Source organism: Nocardia sp. NPDC127606 (assembly GCF_042671725.1).
In the GTDB taxonomy this organism is placed as follows: Bacteria; Actinomycetota; Actinomycetes; order Mycobacteriales; family Mycobacteriaceae; genus Nocardia.
In genome coordinates, this window is the sequence record NZ_JBHXWQ010000004.1 from 263,576 (window position 1) to 280,471 (window position 16,896).

A 16,896-nucleotide genomic window follows, 5' to 3' on the forward strand; every position below is an offset into this window, starting at 1 on the left:
GGCGAACCGTTGGTTAACCCTGCCCGCCGACTTTCTGAACATCGGGCACACAGAGCCGATTACAGCAAAAACCCGAACAACACGACCTCGATTGATCGTATTGTTCGGGTTTTGTTCAGCGCATCGCGCTCAGTGCGTCAGTTCCAGTCGCCGAGACCGTCACCCGCACTGAGGGTTCCGCCCTGGGTGCCGGTGATGACCACGGCGTCACCACGGCGCGAGTTCTCCAGGAACCACTTCGCGTCCTCGGTGCTCACGTTGAGGCAGCCGTGGCTGGCGTTGGAATAGCCCTGCTGCGCAACCGACCACGGTGCGGCGTGCACGAAGATGCCGCTGTTGGAGATGCGGGTGGCGTATTGAACCTCGAGCTTGTAGCCCTCGGGATCGGTGACCGGAACGCCGTAGGTGGACGAGTCCATGGTCATCTTCTCGAGCCGCTCACCCACGATGTAGGTGCCGTTGGGGGTCTCGTGGCCGGTCTTGCCGAGCGAGGTCGGCATCTCGCGCACGACTTCACCGTTGATCGTCACGACGATCATCTTGGTGGCGTCGTCGACGGTGGCGACGAACGCGTCACCGATGTGGAACGCGCTGGAGGTGCCGCCCGCGACCACGGTCACGTTGGTGTTGGCCGGCCAGAACTCGGTGGGCTTCCAGCGGACCTGCTTGCTCGAGGTCCAGTAGAAGTAGCCGGGCGCGTTGGTGCTCGAGGTGACCTTGATGGCCCGCTCGGCGGCCGCGCGGTCCTCGACCGGCTCCTGGAAGGTGATGATGATCGGCTGCGCGACGCCGACGGTCTCGCCGTCGGCGATGTTGATGTTCGGCGGCGCGAACGGCGCCTGCTGCGCGGGCTCGTTCACCGCGGGCTGGCTCGAACCGGCGCCGAAGCCCGGCAGAGTCGGCTGAGCCTGCGCGGGCACGGCGATCAACGCGCCGGTCGCTGCGATCGCTGCCGACAGCAGCAGACCCCGGCGGAGCCAGTGTGATTGCTGCATATTTGCCTCGTAGTGCATAGGTTTCTCGTCCATTCCATCTCTCGTTCCGCGTGCGGCGGCGCGAGATCTACTCAGTGACGCTCGTTCTCATGTGCCGCAGAGGCCGCAACGGGTCTCTACGGGGTAACGACTTCCCCGACCCTGACCCTCCATTACTACCCGCACCAGGTGACACGGTGCCAGCCGTGTTGCGCGGTGATAACAGGCGCGCAACTATGTGCCGTGGGTCACATAACATGCTGTTATTCACTGGCTTCCGTCAAACGCCGCGCTCACAGCGGCGAGTCGGCAGCGGTGCGTGCGAACAGCAGGGAAGCACATCGGTGTGACTCTCAAACGTCACGTGAGGCAGATCACCCGGTGCGTGTGAAGTGGATCGCCCGATCCGGCGCGGTCGCGAGATTGCGCGGCACAGTGCGCGGTCGCCCGCCGAGCGCCAGCGCGGGATCCAGGGTCAATCGGACCTCGGTCAGCAGCGTTGCCAGCACGATCCGCAGCTCGTAATCGGCCAGCGTCGCGCCGATACAGCGCCGGTGACCACCGCCGAACGGCGCGAACTCGAACGGCGTGACGGTGCGGTCGAGGAACCGGTCGGGGTGGAACAGATGCGGTGCGGGCCAGGTGGACGGTTGGCTGTGCAGGACGCTGACGGCGAGGCCGATGGTGGCGCCCGCCGCCACGTCGACACCGAGCCAGCGCAGCGGCTCCTTCACCGTGCGCAGCACGATCGGCACCGGTGGATGCAGGCGCAGGGTCTCCTGGCAGACGGCGTCCAGGAGCGGTAGTCGCGCCTGCTCGGCGGGGTCGTCGCCCGCGGTGGGCAGCTCGGCGAGCAGGCGGGCGAGCAGGCCGGGTTCGCGGTGCAGGTGGTAGAGCGCCCAGGTGAGAGTGGTCGCGGTGGTTTCGTGGCCCGCGACGAGCAGGGTGCGCAGCTGCTCGCACAGTTCGGTGTCGGTGAGGGTGGTGCCGTCGTCGTAGCGGGTGGCGAGGAGGAGATCGAGCAGGTCGCCGTCGGCGGGGCCGGTGCGGCGTCGGTGGGTGATGTCGGCCAGGATCAGCTCGTCGAGCCGCTCCCGAGCCGCGGTGAACCGCTCCCACGGACCGAAACCGCCGATGCCACGGCGTAATACGGGCGCTACCAGGAGCGGGGTGGTGAAGGCGGTGAGGAAATCGGTGACCACGCCGCCGTATTCGGCCGCGCGATCGGAATCGGCGCCGAACACCGCGGCGAGGATGACGCGCAAGGTGACGGAGCGCGCGGCCGCGAGCGCATCGATCCGCGTGCCGAGCTGCCAGGGTCCTGCCGCGCCGCCATGGATCTCGTGCAGGGTCGCCTCGCGGATCACCTTGCCCAACAGTCGCACCCGCGCGCCGTGCAGGGCGGGCGCCAGCAGCGCGCGATCGGTGCGATGCCGCGTCCCGGAACTGAGAATCAGCGACGCGGCCCCGACCATCGGCTCGATCGGATTGGGCCGTGGCGGCTCGAGCAGCGCCACCGGCGCCCGGAACAACGCGCGCGCACCCTCGGCCGTTCCGGTGAACAGCACCGTCGGAAACCCGGGGAACCCGACCGCGAACGGATCACTGCGCGCGGCGCGTCGTCGCAGGTAGCCCTCGAAATCCCGCCCCGCGGCCACGCCGTGCAGCAGGGACAACCGCGGCGCGGTGGGCGCAGGGCTCAGCGAACTCATGCCCGGTACTACGTGGCACCCCTTCGAGAGGTTCGATCACTCCGCACCGTCCCCTGCGCCATCGCCGCCAGCTTGGCCAACCGCGCGTCACCGAGCGCCGTGACGGCCCCGCCCAGCCGATTGGTGACGAACGCGATCGACATCCCCAGATCGGGATCGGCATAGGCGCCGGAACCACCGACGCCGTAGTGGCCGAAGGCATTTCGCGGTTGCTGCTTGGTCATCAGTACCGGCCGGTGGTAGCCGAGGGTGAACCGCAGCGGCAGTCCGAGGACATAGTCGCGGCTGCTGGTCTGCTGGGTGCGGTTGATCGTCTCGATCGTCTCCGGCCGCAGGAACCGCACGTCGCCCACCTGGCCACCGTTGGCGAGCGCGCCGTACATCCTGGCCAGCGCCCGCGCCGAGAACACGCCGTTCCAGCCGGGCATCACCGCGTCGTGCACCCGCGGATCGCGGACGAGTTCGTCGAAGCTCTCCGGCATGCCCGCCTCGGCCAGACCGCGGGCGGGGCGCACCCACGACAGCACCGACGACGCGGTGTTCCAGCGGATCCCCGGTGGCGCCAGATGCGGAAAGATCTTCGCGATCCGATGCCGCTCGCCCGGCGGCACCTGGAACCAGAACTCGTCGATTCCCAAGGGCTGGGCCACTTCTCGGCGCAATACCGCCGTGAACGGATCGCCGGTGACCCGCTGCACGATCTCGGCGACCAGCCAGCCGAAGGTGATCGCGTGATAGCCCGAGGTGCGGATGCGGCGCGGGTCGGCGGGGCTCTCGGCCAGGGCGGTCACCACCGCGTCGTAGTCGAGAATGCCCTCGCGACCGGGCACCAGCCCGCGCACCCGGTGCAGGCCGGCGCGATGGGACAGCACGTCACGCACGGTGATGTCGTCCTTGCCGTGCGATCCGAACTCCGGCCAGTAGGTGGCCACCGGCTCCTCGTAATCGATGAGCCCGCGCTCGGCCAGCCGATGCAGCACGGTGGCGGCGACACCCTTGCCGGTGGAGAAGGTGAGCGCGATGTTCTCGCCGGTCCAGCGCTGATCCTTGGCCGCCCAGCCCGCCCAGATGTCGACGACCGGGCGTCCGTCCAGGTAGATGGCCAGCGCACCGCCACCACGACTGGGCTGGGTGAACATCCCGAAGAAATGATCCGCGAGCCGGATGAAGCGCGGATCGACCACCATTTGCCGTGGCGCCGCGAAGTCGTCGACCGGTGCTGACACGATGGATACCTCCTGATACACGCGATCGGGGGTCCCGCGCCGCACAGGGCGACCGGAATCCCAAGGGTATCGCAGGGACAGACCCGCCGGTTGGAGTCGACGGGGGTGGCTCCGGTGGTGTATTCACAATGGGTGTTTGCAGATTTGCCAATCGGCCGGCTCGTCGGCGCGATCGCCATCACCGTGACCGCGTTCGTCTCGACCGGTTGCGGAGGCACCATCGACGGCCACGCCCAGCCGGCGATCGACGTGGTCCCCGCGACCAGCACAGCGACGCCGACCACCAAGCCGGGCAAGTCGACCACCGGCAAACCCACCGCGAGCAAGCCCGCGCCGACGTCGAGCAAGGGCGGCAAGACCGACTTCCAGGCCAATGTCGGTGACTGCGTCGCGCTCGGCGGCACGGTCAACGACGCGACCATCGAGAAGGCCGCGTGCGGTAGCCGTTCGTCGAACTACAAGGTCATCGGCAAGGCCAAGACCAGCAACGGCTGCGTCGGCGACCGCGACAACTTCTACGCCGAGACGCTCAACGGCATCGAGACCGGCGCGCTGTGCCTCGACATCGACTGGGTCGTCGGCGGCTGCATCGACGTGGGCGGCGACGAACCCAAGCGCATCGAGTGCAGCGAGGGCGGCACCGAACCGGTCAAGGTCATCACGATCAACAAGAACTCCGACAGCGTCGACGACTGCCCCGACGCCGCCGATTCCGGCTTCAAGTACGCCGAGCGTCATGTCGTGGTCTGCGTGGAGAGCCTGTAGTCCTACCGAGGACGGGCACGGCGGCTAGTTTGGAGTGGTGCCTCAGACGGTTCGGCTGAAGTCGGCCACGGGCCGGTGGATTCTGCTCGCCACCATCCTCGGCTCGTCGATGGCGTCGCTGGACGCCACCGTCGTCTCGGTCGCGCTGCCACGGATCGGCGAATCGCTGCACACCGACGTCGCCGGGTTGCAGTGGACCGTCAACGGTTACACCCTCACGCTGGCCTCCTTCATCCTGCTCGGCGGTTCGCTCGGCGACCGGCTCGGCCGCCGGCGCGTCTTCGTCTGGGGGATCGTCGGATTCGCGATCACCTCGCTGTTGTGCGCGGCCGCGGTGAACATCGAGATGCTCGTGGCCGCGCGCTTGCTGCAAGGCGTGGCGGGCGCGTTGCTCACACCGGGGAGCCTGGCGCTGATCTCGGCGTCGATCGATCGACGCGATCAGGGCAGTGCGATCGGACTGTGGTCCGGTCTCGGCGGGGTGGCCGGTGCGTTCGGGCCGCTGCTCGGTGGTGGTCTGATCGATCTGGTCGGCTGGCGGGCGATCTTCCTGCTCAATGTGCCGCTCGCGCTGCTGGTCGCTGTCGTCACGCTCAAATACGTACCGGAGAGCCGTGATCCGGAGGCGCCCGCGCGGATCGACATACCGGGCGCCGTGATCGTCGCGCTCGGGCTCGGTGCGCTCACCCTAGGACTCATCGATTCCCGGGTCGTGCTGGTAGCGGTCGGACTGGCCGCGCTGGCGTGTTTCGTGCTGGTGGAACTGCGCAGCCCGAATCCGCTGGTACCGCCGTCGCTGTTCCGGTCACGAGTGTTCACGGTGGCGAATCTGGTGACGTTGCTCGTGTACGCCGCGCTCGGCGGCGTCTTCTTCCTGCTGGTCCTGCAATTGCAGCTGGTGGCCGGGTACTCGCCGATGGCGTCGGGCGCCGCCGGACTGCCCGTCACCCTGCTGATGCTGGTGCTCTCGGCGCCCGCGGGACGATGGGCGCAGCGGAACGGGCCGCGGATTCCGATGACGTTCGGTCCGCTGCTGGCCGCGGGCGGGGTGTTCGCGTTGCAGCGGATCGGACCGGGCGCGGACTATCTCACCGATGTGCTGCCCGGCGTGTTCGTCTTCGGGCTCGGTCTGTCGGTGCTGGTAGCGCCGTTGACCGGCGCGGTGCTCGCCGCGGTGCGCGAGGGCGAGGCGGGCATCGCGTCCGGAGTGAACAACGCCGTGGCGCGAACGGCACAGCTACTGGCCGTGGCGGCGTTGCCAGGTCTGGCCGGGTTGTCCGGTGCGTTCGACGACCCGGTCGCCTTCGCCGCCGGCTTCGACACCGCGATGCGCTGGTGCGCGTTGTCGCTGCTGATCGGCGCGGGTGTCGCGGCGGTCCTGTTGCGCGTGCCGCGTCAGCCTCCGCAGCCCGAACGCGTCGACTGCCTGCCGCACTGCGCGGGCGCCGACGGACCCGCGCTCGCACCGAAATCACTGGCCACATAGCAAGAGCGGGCCGCGTGGACAACCACGCGACCCGCTCGACATCCGGGGAGTACGGGCGAGGGACTAGATCGGGTGATAACCCGAACCCACGCCGCCGCGGGCGTTGATGTCGTCCATGATCGAGTTCATGTTCGTCCCGACCTCGGGCCCGAAGCAGGCCAGCGCGAGATAGGCGTTGACCATGCCGACCAGTGTCGAGCCGACGACGACCGGCGCGCCGGAATCGCCCTCGACCACGCACATCTGCGACCAGGTCTCGGTATTGGTCGCGAACACGTCGCCCCAGGTGATGCCGCAGGTATTGCCGGTGGTCCGGCCTTCCTTACAGACGATCGTCGGGAACTGCGCCGGTCCGCCGACACCGGTGATGGTGACGTTGCCGATCCGGTTGACCGGGGTGATCCGGCCCGGGGTGAACTCGATGACCGCGTAGTCGAGTTCGGAGTTGCTGTACACGAAACGGCCGATCTCGCCGTAGCCTCGATCCACCTCGGCGCTGACCGGCGCGCCCGCGTCGCCGCAGTGGCCCGCGGTCAGTCCGACCAGCCTGCCCGCGCTGTCGTGGCCCACCGTGGTGACGGTGCACTCGAACGCGTTGTCGATCACGATGCCGGAGCCGCCGCCGATCACCGGGGGGCCTGCTTGCGCGTTGGCCGCGCCGGTGCCGAGCAGAGCTGCACCGAGGGCGAGGGCGAAGGCGGTGTTGGCCGCCTTGGCGAGTTTGCTGAACATGTCCCTCCAGATGTCGGAAGTTCGCACAGTATCAATACGGTCTGTCTATCGTGCCTGTATTCGATCCCGGGCGCGCCCCCGGACCGGTGCGTTTGCCGCCGAGTCGTGCGCGCCCTCCCGCACGGTTGTCATAGCGATTCCCTATTGGAATCGTGTCGCGGCGAGTCGTTCGTGATTCTCGCGTGAAGTGTTCGGATAATTCGACGAGTACTTCGTTATGAATGACAAACTTCCGCAATATTCCTTTACCGCGACCGCTGGTACTGGGAATCCATGCGGGAAAAGGACTTCGTGGGTAATCCCTGGAATCCCGGAATTACGGGCTGTAGGGTCCGGCATGGCCGGTCTCATAGCCGTTTCGGACAGTGACCTCTATCTATGACAGCGCTCACATGTCGGTGATGTGTTCTGCGCTACTCCGTAGTAAGGTGCGTCAAGCAAACAAGTCGCCGGGGCGTTGAGGGTCCGGCGTCGAGAGGGGTTATGCAGTGCAGTCGACCGAGAGTCCGCCCACACGTTCACGAGTCAGCGAGGCTGTCGACTGGACGAAGGGCCTTTGGGACGACCACCCGAAGAAGTCGCTGGAAACCTTCGGTCGACAGATCACGATGGGTATCGAAGCGATCACGGAGTTGATCGTCGCGATCTTCCGTCGGCGTTTTCCTTTCGACGAGTTCGTCCGGCAGTCCGCGTTCATGGCCAGTGTCGCCGCGGCGCCGACGCTGCTGGTCGCCATCCCGATCGCGGTGATCGTCTCGATCCAGGTCGGCGCGGTCGCGGGCCAGGTCGGTGCCACCTCGTTCATCGGTGCGGCCAACGGCCTCGGCATCATCCAGCAGGGCGCCCCGCTGGTCACCGCGCTGATGATCGCCGGTGCCGTCGGCTCGGCCATCTGCGCCGACCTCGGTTCGCGCACCATCCGTGAAGAGATCGACGCGATGAAGGTCATGGGTGTCGACCCGCTGCGCCGCCTGGTGGCTCCCCGCCTCGGCGCCGCGATGCTGGTCAGCTTCCTGCTCTGCGGCTTCGTCGTCTTCGTCGGCTTCCTGACCGGCTACATGTTCAACATCTTCGCCCAGGGCGGTACGCCCGGCTCCTACATGAGCACCTTCGCCTCGTTCGCGGTCACCCGCGACCTCGCGGTGGCGCTGTTGAAGTCGGTCCTGTTCGGTCTGATCGCCTCGATCATCGCCTGCGACTGCGGCCTGAACGCACGCGGTGGTCCCGGTGGCGTCGCCAACGCGGTGAACTCCGCGGTGGTCAGCTCCACCGTCATGCTGCTCGGTGTCAACGTGGCGATCACCCAGATCTACGCCGCCGTCTTCCCCCCACAGGTGGTCTGAGCCATGTCATCTACATACGTACCTCCGCTACTGCGACCGATCCGGTCGCTGCAGAAGGCCAGCAAGGCGCCCGGCGACATGCTCGCCCGCCTCGGCCACCAGGTCTTCTTCTTCCTGCGTTCGGTCGGCTCCATCCCGCTGGCCTTCAAGCAGTACCCGAAGGAGATCTGGCGTCTGCTCTCTGACGTCACCTGGGGTAACGGCAATATCGTCGTCGGTGGTGGCACCATCGGCGTCATCCTGATCATCAGTGCCTTCGGCGGCATGACGGTGGCCATTCAGGGCCACACCTCGCTGAACCTGCTCGGATTGAGCCCCATCACGGGCGCGATCTCGGCCTTCGCCACCACCCGCGAGCTCGGCCCGCTGCTGGCGGCCTTGGCCTTCGCGGCCCAGGCGGGCTGTCGATTCACCGCACAGCTGGGCGCCATGCGCATCTCCGAGGAGATCGACGCGCTCGAGTCGATCGCCATCCGCCCGCTGCCCTACCTGGTCAGCACCCGGATGATGGCCGCGGTGATGGCGATCGTGCCGCTGTACTGCCTCGGTCTGACGATGGCCTACCTGGCCTGCTCGGTCACCGTGCAGTTGATCGGCGGTACCGCGTCAGGCACCTATTCGCACTACTTCTTCCAATTCCTGGTGCCGACGGACGTGCTCTACTCCCTGCTCAAGGCGATCATCTTCGTCATGATCACGACGTTCATCCAGTGCTACTACGGCTTCTTCGCCTCGGGCGGTCCCGAAGGCGTCGGCGTCGCGGCCGGCCGCGCGATCAAGATGTGCATCATCCTGGTCGTGTTCGCCGACCTCGTCATGACATTGGCGATCTGGGGCATCAACCCCGGCATCAGGATCTCGGGGTAAGGGCGCGATGATCATCGATCCGAGTGGGCGCGGGCCCACCATGAAGCAGTTGTACGTGGCCGGTACCGCCGGTTTGATCGTCTTCGGCGTCATCCTGGCTTTCCTCACGGCCCGCTACCAGGGCTACTTCGTCCCCAAGGTCAACGTGGTCGCGAACCTGTCGACCACCGGTGACGGCCTGCCCTCCGATGCCGACGTGAAGTTCCGCGGCGTGCTCGTGGGCGTGGTGAAGAACGTCGAGATCGGCAAGAGCGCCGAGCAGAAGGTGAACATCGAGCTCAAGCCCGAGTTCGCCGACGGCATTCCCAACACCGTCACCGCCCGTGTGGTGCCCTCCAACCTCTTCGCGGTCACGTCCGTGGAGCTGGTCTACAACGGTGCGAACAGCCAGCACCTGAAGGAGGGTTCGCAGATTCCCGAGGACCGCAGCCAGGGCACGATCGCGCTGCAGGACACGCTCACCACGGTGCGCGACATCCTCGACGAGGTCGATCCGGTGCAGCTGGGTCGCGTGCTCGGCACGCTCACCCAGGCACTCGACGGCAGCGGCCGGGTTCCCGGCTCGACCATCCAGCGCCTCGACCACTGGCTGACCACGGTTGCCGACGCGGGGCCGAACCTGGGCGGCATGCTGGACAACTTCTCCAACTCCGCACACGCGCTGAACCAGTCGGCGCCGGAACTGCTCAACGTGCTCGGCTCCTCGGTGCAGACCGCGAACACCATCGCCACCAAACGCGAACAGCTGATCGCGCTGCTGGCCGGTGCGAGCGCCACCACCGACCGGGTGAACGACCTGTTCGCGTCGAATCCCGATGTGGGCAAGGAAGTCACGGTCGGCATGAACGCCACCCTGGGTGCGCTGGCCGCCGACCCCGCGTCGATCACCAAGACCTTCCAGGTCTTCGGTCCCTCGCTGGCCCAGCTCAACACCACCTTCCACGGTGGCCCGAGCGGCAAGCAGATGGTGTGGAACGCCGGCCTGACCTTCACGCCGTACCAGCCCAACACCGTCGCCGACTGCCCGCGCTACGGCGACCTGCTCGGACCCAGCTGCTTCACCGCACCGGCCGAAGCCTCCCTGCCGGTGATCCCGGACAACCTGCGTCCGCGCAGGCTCGACACGGCCGCGGGCCTCCCGCCGCTGGTGTCGATCCCGGGCATGCCCGACATCCCGGGTCTCACCAGTCCCGGTGTCGCACCGATGCACACGGCCAACGGCACCGAGATCAAGCCGTTCCAGGGCACCCCGCTCGAGGGCCTCGTCCCGTCGATCCAGATTCCGGGCCTGCCCGGTGTGCTGGGCGGCGCGCCCGCTCCCGCGGCCGCTCCGGCCGCGGCGCCCGCTCCGGCGAGCGTGCCCACCGCGACACCGATCTCCTACTCCGGTGACGCGGCGATGACTCAGCTGCTCGGTCGCAAGCCGAACGCGTCCGAATATCTGCTGCTCGGTCCGATTTTGAAGGGCGGAACCCTGCAAGTGTCCGAAAACGGGGGTGGCGCATGAGTATCCGTAAGCCACTGATCGGGTTCAGTATCTTCGCGCTCGTCTCACTGCTCGTCACCGTGGTCGTGTGGAACACACTGGCCCGCACGGTCGACGGTGACACCCGCAAGTACACCGCGATCTTCACCGACGTCCTCGGGCTGCGGCCCGGCGACGATGTCCGGATGGCCGGCGTGCGCGTCGGCAAGGTCGAGAAAATCGAGCTCGACGGCAAGAACGACGCCAAGGTGTCGTTCATCGTGCAGAGCGACCAGACCCTGTTCAACGACACCAAGGCGCTGGTCAGGTACCAGAACCTGATCGGTCAGCGCTATGTGGCGCTGACCCCGGGCGCGACGCCGAGCCCGGAGCCGCTCAAGAGCGGCTCCACCATTCCGCTCGACCGCACCGAGCCCTCGTTCGATATCTCGGCCCTGCTCAACGGTTTCCAGCCGCTGTTCCAGGCGCTCGAGCCCGCCGAGGTCAACGCGATGTCGGAGACCCTGATCCAGGCGCTGCAGGGCGACGGGGTTTCGCTGTCGGCGTTCATCATTCAGGCGGCCCAGCTGGCCACCGATTTCCAGCGTCGCGACGCGATCCTGTCCGACGTGATCACCAACCTGTCCGGTGTGATGGCCGGGTTGGCAAAGCGAGGGGATGAATTGGAGACCCTGATTACCCAGACCAGGGCGTTGATCGGCGGACTCTACGACCAGGGTCAGTCGCTGCAGGCGTCCACGGTCACCCTCGCCGACTCCACGACCGCGCTGGTCGGGATGATGACCAAGATCCAGCCGAAGCTGGCTGCGACCCAGAACTCGACCACCGCGGCGCTGAATCTGCTGCTGGCCAACGGCGCCAAGCTCGACCAGGTCGCGATCGACATGCCTTCCATGCTCGCCGACCTCGGCCGGATGACATCGGAAGGCACCCACGCCAACGCCTATCTGTGTGGTCTGGACATCTCGCTCTACGGGGTCCTGTTCCCGCGCGGTCTGGTCAGCCAGATCGGTGGCACCGGCCATTCCGAGGTGTGCAGATGAGCAAGATCAAGTCAGCCTTCGTCGGTAACCGCAACTTCTGGCTGGGTGTGATCGGTGCGCTGTGCATCGTGTTGCTGCTGGTCGGTTCGAGCATCTTCCAGTTCATCGGGCTCGGAAAACAGTCCATCGACGCGGAATTCGTGCAGGCCGCGGGCATCAAGACCGGTGACAAGGTCGCGGTCTCGGGTGTGCAGGTCGGCACGGTCTCCGGCGCCAGGATCGAGGGCGATCACGTGGTGGTCACCCTCGACGTGGACAGCTCGCTCGAGCTCGGTCCCGACGCGCACGCCGCGATCAAGATGGCGACCCTGCTCGGCGCGCGCTACGTCGACCTGCAGCCCGGCGACGGATCGGGTCTGAAGAACAAGACGATCCCGCGCAACAACACCGACGTGCCGTACAACATCGCCGATGTGGTGCAGGTCGGTACGCCCAAGTTCGAGGCGCTCGACACCAAGAAGCTCGCCGCCTCGCTCAACACCATCAACTCCCAGCTCGGCGATTCGCCGGAGCTGGTCGCCCAGGCGCTCGACAGCGTCGGCGCGGTCGCGAAGGTCGTCGACCAGCGAAAGGGTGAGGTCGACAGTCTGATCAAGGACCTCAACCGGGTCACCCAGCTGCTCGCCGACAACCGCAACTCGATCCTGCTCGTCATCACCCAGGGCGAGGCCATCGCCAACCGGGTGATGGAACGGCAGAGTCTGCTGCGCCAGCTGCTGGACAACGTCGCCACGCTGACCCGTCAGCTGGAGGAGATCGGCGCCCAGAACGGCGACCAGTTCGGCGGCACCATCAGCCAGCTCAACACCATGGCCGAGGGTCTGCAGAAGAACAAGGACAATCTCGACAAGCTGCTGCAGATCGGTCAGCCCACGGCGCGCTACTTCAACAACGCGCTCGGCAACGGTAACTACGGTTCGGTCGCACTGCCGTGGTTGTTCCCGGACAACTGGCTGTGCTTCGTTCAGGTGATCCAGGGGTGCCAAGGATGAAACTGACCAACAAGCTCCGCATCGCGCGGACCATGATGATCGCCACCACCGCGCTGGCCCTCGGCAGCTGCTCGCTGATGCCGAGCCAGTTCGACGACGCGCTCGGCCGCTCGACCAAGATCACCGCCGACTTCGAGAACATCGCCGGCATGTACGAGGGCAACGAGATCATGGTCCTCGGCCTCGCGGTGGGCAAGGTCGACAAGATCGTGCCGAAGGGCACCTACGTCGAGGTGCACATGACCATCGACGCGGGCACCAAGATTCCGAAAGACGCGATCGCGGCGATCATTTCGCCCTCGATCGTCACCGACCGGCACATCGAGGTGAGCCCGCCCTACACCGGCGGTGAGACGCTGAAGTCCGGCGATCACCTGCCCAAGGCGCGTACCAGGACACCGGTCGAGCTGGACACGATGATCAAGACCATCGACCAGTTCGCCGCCGCCCTGAAGCCCGAACCCGGCCAGGAGGGTCTCGGCCCGCTGTCGGGTCGCGTGCTCTACCCGGTGCTCAACGGCAACGGTCAGAAGATCAGGGAAACCCTCGACGCGCTCTCGGGTGCGTTGAAGGTCGGTGTCGACAACAAGGACGCCATCGCCAACATCATCATCAAGCTCAACGAGCTCACGACGATGCTGGCCGACAACGATCAGTCGGTGCGCGACTTCAGCGACCGGGTGACCGCCATGTCGGGGCTGCTCGCCGATCAGGCGCCCGGTCTGCAGGCCACCCTCGATCAGCTCAATCAGTTCCTGAACAACACCTCGACGACCTTCGCCGGGCATCAGGAAGAACTGGCCGCCTCGCTGACCGGCCTGACCACCGTGACCAACCAGTTGCGCGCCAACTCGGGCGCGATGGTCGAGATCGTCGACGTGGTGCCGCTGCTCATGCAGAACATCGACGGCGCGATCAACAAGGAAAAGGGCTTCGTCCGCCTGCAGGCGCTGATCGGCACCGCCCTCTCGGGCGAGATCGTCAGCGCGTTCTGTGAGCGGATCCAGATGCGGCCCGATGGTTGCCGCACCACCGGCAACGTCCAGGACTTCGGCCCCGACTACGGGCTCACCGCCGCACTGCTCGGACTGACGAAATGAACCAGCGAATGACGATGAAGGCCCGCCGCGCGCTGCTCTCAGCCGCCGCACTGGCCACGGTCACGATCACGACCGGCTGTGGCTTCACCGTGGAGGACCTGCCGCTGCCCAAGCCGGGCACCGGCGGCGAGACCTACACCCTGCACGCGAAGTTCGAGAACGCGCTGAACCTGCCCGACCAGGCCAAGGTGAAGGTCGGTGGTTCTGATGTCGGCGTCGTGTCGTCGATCACGACCAAGAACTTCGAAGCCGTGGTCGACATGGAGATCAACACCGATTTCAAGCTGCCGAGGGGCAGCACGGCGGAGTTGCGCCAGGCCACTCCCCTCGGTGACGTGTTCATCGCGCTGAGCACCCCGAAGAACGTGGCGGGCGGGCCCGAGATGGCCGCGGGCGAGACGTTCACCCTGGAGTCCACCTCGGCCGGCGCCACGGTGGAAGAGCTGCTGGTCTCGGTGTCGATGCTGTTCAACGGCGGCGGTGTCGCCAGCCTGAGCCGGCTCGGCACCGAACTCGGCTCGATTCTCAACGGGCACGGCACCGAACTCGGCCATCTGATCTACGAGATGACCGGCGTCATCGGCGAATTGAACGCCAACAGCACCAAGGTCGACTCGGTGCTGACGGAGTTCAACACCCTCGCCAACACCATCGAGGCCAACAAGGGTCAGCTCGGTCAGGTGGCCGACACGCTGCCCCAGGCCATCGGCGCGATCGCCGAGAACAACCGGGCGATCGGCGATCTGCTCAGCAAGCTGGCCACGGCCACCGCCGCCATCGGTGACTACTCCAACACCACCGGTGACCAGCTGTCGGATCTGCTCACCAATCTCGACAACCTGATGAATGCGCTGGCCGCGACCGGCGACGACTTCGGCTATGTGATGGATCAGCTGCACGCGATCCGCCCCGGCGCCAACCAGACCTTCAAGGGCAAGAGCCTGGCGCCGTACGCGACGCTGACCAACCTCGATGTGGGCCTGCTGACCGACCCGGCGAACAGCAAGCTCTGGGACTTGAAAGATGTGAACGATTTCGTCGGCAGCTTCATCCAGGTGCTGCAGATCGTTCAGGGCCGAGTGGGAGGCCACCGATGAGCAGGCTGAAGAAGTTCGCGAGCAGCAAGATCTTGCTGGCGAACAGCGCGCTCGTAGTCGTGCTGTTGCTCGGTGGGACGTACCTGCTGGTCAACGTGATGCGGGTCAATCCGCTGCGGTCCGAGTACGACGTCACCGTCAACCTGGATCGCTCCGGCGGTCTGCAGCCGGGCAACGACGTGACCATGCGCGGATTCCGGATCGGCAAGGTCACCTCGATCGAGCTGATCAACGACGGCGAGGCGATCGCCGCCAAGACCCAGATCGACAAGGATTTCAAGATCCCGGTCGACACCATGATCCAGGTGGCGGCGCTGTCGGCCGCGGGCGAGCAGTACATCGACTTCCGTCCGAAGAGCGATGTCGGCCCGTTCCTCAGTGACGGCGCGGTGATCAAGTACAACCCGGAGCAGATCCAGACGCCGGTTCCGGTGTGGGCCGTGCTCGACGACACGAGCGCGCTGATCGCCCAGGTGAATCCGAAGCAGTTCGACGTGATCCTCGACGAGCTCGACATCGCGCTCGGTGCCGGACCCGACCAGCTGCGCGGCCTGATCAACGGCGTCAGCCTGGTGGTCGCGGGTCTGGACAACCTGCTCCCGCAGACGGTGAATCTCATCGCCAACCTGCGGGTGATCGCCGAGACCACCTCGAACGCCCAGCCTGATCTGCAAACGCTCACCCGGAATTCGGGTGCGCTGCTCACGCAGTTCAACAACGCCAACGCCGAGCTGCAGGGTGTGCTCGACAACGCGCCCGGTCAGTTCGAAACGCTCGGCGCGGTGCTCGACGCGACCGCCGACCCGATCAGTTCGCTGGCGGCCAACTTCGTGGCGATCACCAAGGCGGCGCAGCTGCGTCAGCCCGCTCTGCGGCTGCTGTTCCCGTCGCTGGCACTGGGGCTCGGGTCGATCAGCGCTCCGGCGCACGACGGCGAGTTCCACACCATCATCGACATCTGGCCGCGTCCGACGTGTAACTACGACACCGCGTACCGGCGCAACGAAGAGGTACAGGACGGCAGCATTCCGAAGTGGAATTACTGCACCAATCCGACCTCTGACCTGCAGATCCGTGGTTCGGCCAATGCCCCGCGTCCGAACGTGCCCAACAACGGCGCGCAGATGCCGCCGGGTGTGGACCCGAATGAGCGGACGCCCATTCCCGCCAAGTAAGGCCTGTGGATGCCCGGCCAGGCTGTTCACAGCTTGACCGGGCATACTCGCGGGGAGACGTGTGGCCCGGCTCACGGGTTACACACAGGAAATCGGTGCGTTATGTGCGCCGGGAAAGAGCAGGATTGATTCGATGACCAGCGACGATGCCCAGAGCAAGTCCGATGCTGCCGCGGCAGACAAGCCCGATCTGGCGAAGACCGACGACACCGTGAAGGGTGCGGCGGCGACTCCCGAGGTCGATCAGCCGACTGTCACAGCACAGACCGCGACCGAGGCGCCGGCTCCGGCCGCTGCCCCGAGTGCGGCATCGAGCTCGAAGGGCTGGATCGCCGCAGGTGTGGCCGGTGTGGTCGCGGTCGGCGCGATCACCGCGGGTGTGGTGTTCTTCCTGCAGAACAACAACAAGGCCGAGAAGCTCGACGCCATCGCCGAGTCCACCAAGGCCGCCTGTGATTACGGCGCCATCCTGGCCAACTACGACTACTCCAAGGATCTCGACGGTTACATCGCGTCGATGAAGGCGGGCGCCACCGGCGACTACCTCAAGGAGTTCAGCGACGCCAGCGATGCGCTCAAGGGCGCCATGGTGCAGGCCCAGGTCAAGTCGACCGGTGAAGACGTGCAGTGCGCCTACATATCGGGCAGCACCGAGGATGTCAAGGCCATGGTCACCATGACCCAGTACCGCACCAACTTCACCCAGACCCAGCCCGACCGGATGATGTTCGCGATCGAGATGAGCCTCGAGCGCTCGGGCGACAAGTGGCTGGTCAGCAAGCTGGACTCGCCGCTGCTCAAGAACGGTGGCGGCGAGGCCGCCGGCGGTACGGCGCCCGGTCAGGCCGTTCCCTCTCCGGCTCCGGCGCCTGTCCCGACACCTGGGAACTGAGCGCAC

Annotated in this window: 15 protein-coding genes; 11 read left to right on the forward strand and 4 right to left on the reverse strand. The window is 66.4% G+C overall.

The window, feature by feature from the left end; all coding sequences use genetic code 11:
• Positions 1 to 137 precede the first annotated feature (137 nt).
• The 3 genes from ACFVJ5_RS20890 to ACFVJ5_RS20900 form a co-directional block, all read right to left on the reverse strand.
• Complete coding sequence (locus ACFVJ5_RS20890; protein WP_379222299.1) at positions 138 to 1,028, reverse strand: L,D-transpeptidase; 891 nt, start codon at positions 1,026 to 1,028, stop codon at positions 138 to 140.
• A 320-nt stretch (positions 1,029 to 1,348) separates the two neighbouring features.
• Complete coding sequence (locus tag ACFVJ5_RS20895) at positions 1,349 to 2,686, reverse strand: cytochrome P450 (RefSeq protein WP_379222300.1); 1,338 nt, start codon at positions 2,684 to 2,686, stop codon at positions 1,349 to 1,351.
• Positions 2,687 to 2,694: 8 nt separating this feature from the next.
• Positions 2,695 to 3,873 carry a serine hydrolase domain-containing protein gene (locus ACFVJ5_RS20900; protein ID WP_379222681.1) on the reverse strand — a complete coding sequence of 393 codons (1,179 nt, stop codon included), beginning with the start codon at positions 3,871 to 3,873 and terminating at the stop codon, positions 2,695 to 2,697.
• 171 nt (positions 3,874 to 4,044) lie between these two features.
• Here ACFVJ5_RS20900 and ACFVJ5_RS20905 point away from each other — a divergent pair, with 171 nt between their 5' ends.
• Both ACFVJ5_RS20905 and ACFVJ5_RS20910 read left to right on the forward strand, forming a co-directional pair.
• Positions 4,045 to 4,677, forward strand: a complete 633-nt coding sequence (locus ACFVJ5_RS20905; RefSeq protein ID WP_379222302.1) for a hypothetical protein — start codon at positions 4,045 to 4,047, stop codon at positions 4,675 to 4,677.
• A gap of 34 nt (positions 4,678 to 4,711) precedes the next feature.
• Positions 4,712 to 6,163 (forward strand): MFS transporter, encoded by a 1,452-nt coding sequence (locus ACFVJ5_RS20910; RefSeq protein WP_379222304.1) that lies wholly within the window; start codon positions 4,712 to 4,714, stop codon positions 6,161 to 6,163.
• 63 nt (positions 6,164 to 6,226) lie between these two features.
• Here the strand turns inward: ACFVJ5_RS20910 and ACFVJ5_RS20915 are convergent, their stop codons facing one another.
• Positions 6,227 to 6,895: a S1 family peptidase gene (locus ACFVJ5_RS20915; RefSeq protein ID WP_379222306.1), complete on the reverse strand. Its 669-nt coding sequence runs from the start codon at positions 6,893 to 6,895 to the stop codon at positions 6,227 to 6,229.
• 488 nt (positions 6,896 to 7,383) lie between these two features.
• On the opposite strand from ACFVJ5_RS20915, the gene ACFVJ5_RS20920 reads away from it, so the two are divergent.
• The 9 genes from ACFVJ5_RS20920 to ACFVJ5_RS20960 all read left to right on the forward strand — a co-directional run bounded on the left by ACFVJ5_RS20920 (position 7,384) and on the right by ACFVJ5_RS20960 (position 16,890).
• Positions 7,384 to 8,238, forward strand: coding sequence for an ABC transporter permease (locus tag ACFVJ5_RS20920; RefSeq protein WP_266294734.1), 855 nt, complete (start codon positions 7,384 to 7,386; stop codon positions 8,236 to 8,238).
• Between the two features lie 3 nt (positions 8,239 to 8,241).
• The gene (locus tag ACFVJ5_RS20925) at positions 8,242 to 9,105 is read left to right on the forward strand and encodes an MlaE family ABC transporter permease (RefSeq protein WP_379222308.1); all 864 of its coding nucleotides are present in this window, start codon (positions 8,242 to 8,244) and stop codon (positions 9,103 to 9,105) included.
• Positions 9,106 to 9,112: 7 nt separating this feature from the next.
• Entirely contained in the window at positions 9,113 to 10,612 is a 1,500-nt protein-coding gene (locus tag ACFVJ5_RS20930; RefSeq protein WP_379222310.1) for an MlaD family protein, read from the forward strand.
• Positions 10,609 to 11,634 carry an MCE family protein gene (locus ACFVJ5_RS20935; RefSeq protein WP_379222312.1) on the forward strand — a complete coding sequence of 342 codons (1,026 nt, stop codon included), beginning with the start codon at positions 10,609 to 10,611 and terminating at the stop codon, positions 11,632 to 11,634. Before ACFVJ5_RS20930 ends, ACFVJ5_RS20935 begins: the two co-directional genes overlap by 4 nt.
• Entirely contained in the window at positions 11,631 to 12,626 is a 996-nt protein-coding gene (locus ACFVJ5_RS20940) for an MCE family protein (protein WP_379222314.1), read from the forward strand. The genes ACFVJ5_RS20935 and ACFVJ5_RS20940 overlap by 4 nt, the downstream gene beginning before the upstream one ends.
• Positions 12,623 to 13,726, forward strand: coding sequence for an MCE family protein (locus tag ACFVJ5_RS20945; protein ID WP_379222315.1), 1,104 nt, complete (start codon positions 12,623 to 12,625; stop codon positions 13,724 to 13,726). Before ACFVJ5_RS20940 ends, ACFVJ5_RS20945 begins: the two co-directional genes overlap by 4 nt.
• Positions 13,723 to 14,823, forward strand: coding sequence for an MCE family protein (locus ACFVJ5_RS20950; RefSeq protein WP_379222317.1), 1,101 nt, complete (start codon positions 13,723 to 13,725; stop codon positions 14,821 to 14,823). The genes ACFVJ5_RS20945 and ACFVJ5_RS20950 overlap by 4 nt, the downstream gene beginning before the upstream one ends.
• A complete protein-coding gene (locus tag ACFVJ5_RS20955) occupies positions 14,820 to 15,998 on the forward strand; it encodes an MlaD family protein (RefSeq protein ID WP_379222319.1) in 1,179 nt (392 codons plus the stop codon). The genes ACFVJ5_RS20950 and ACFVJ5_RS20955 overlap by 4 nt, the downstream gene beginning before the upstream one ends.
• Before the next feature lie 133 nt (positions 15,999 to 16,131).
• Complete coding sequence (locus ACFVJ5_RS20960) at positions 16,132 to 16,890, forward strand: hypothetical protein (protein ID WP_379222321.1); 759 nt, start codon at positions 16,132 to 16,134, stop codon at positions 16,888 to 16,890.
• Positions 16,891 to 16,896 lie beyond the last annotated feature (6 nt).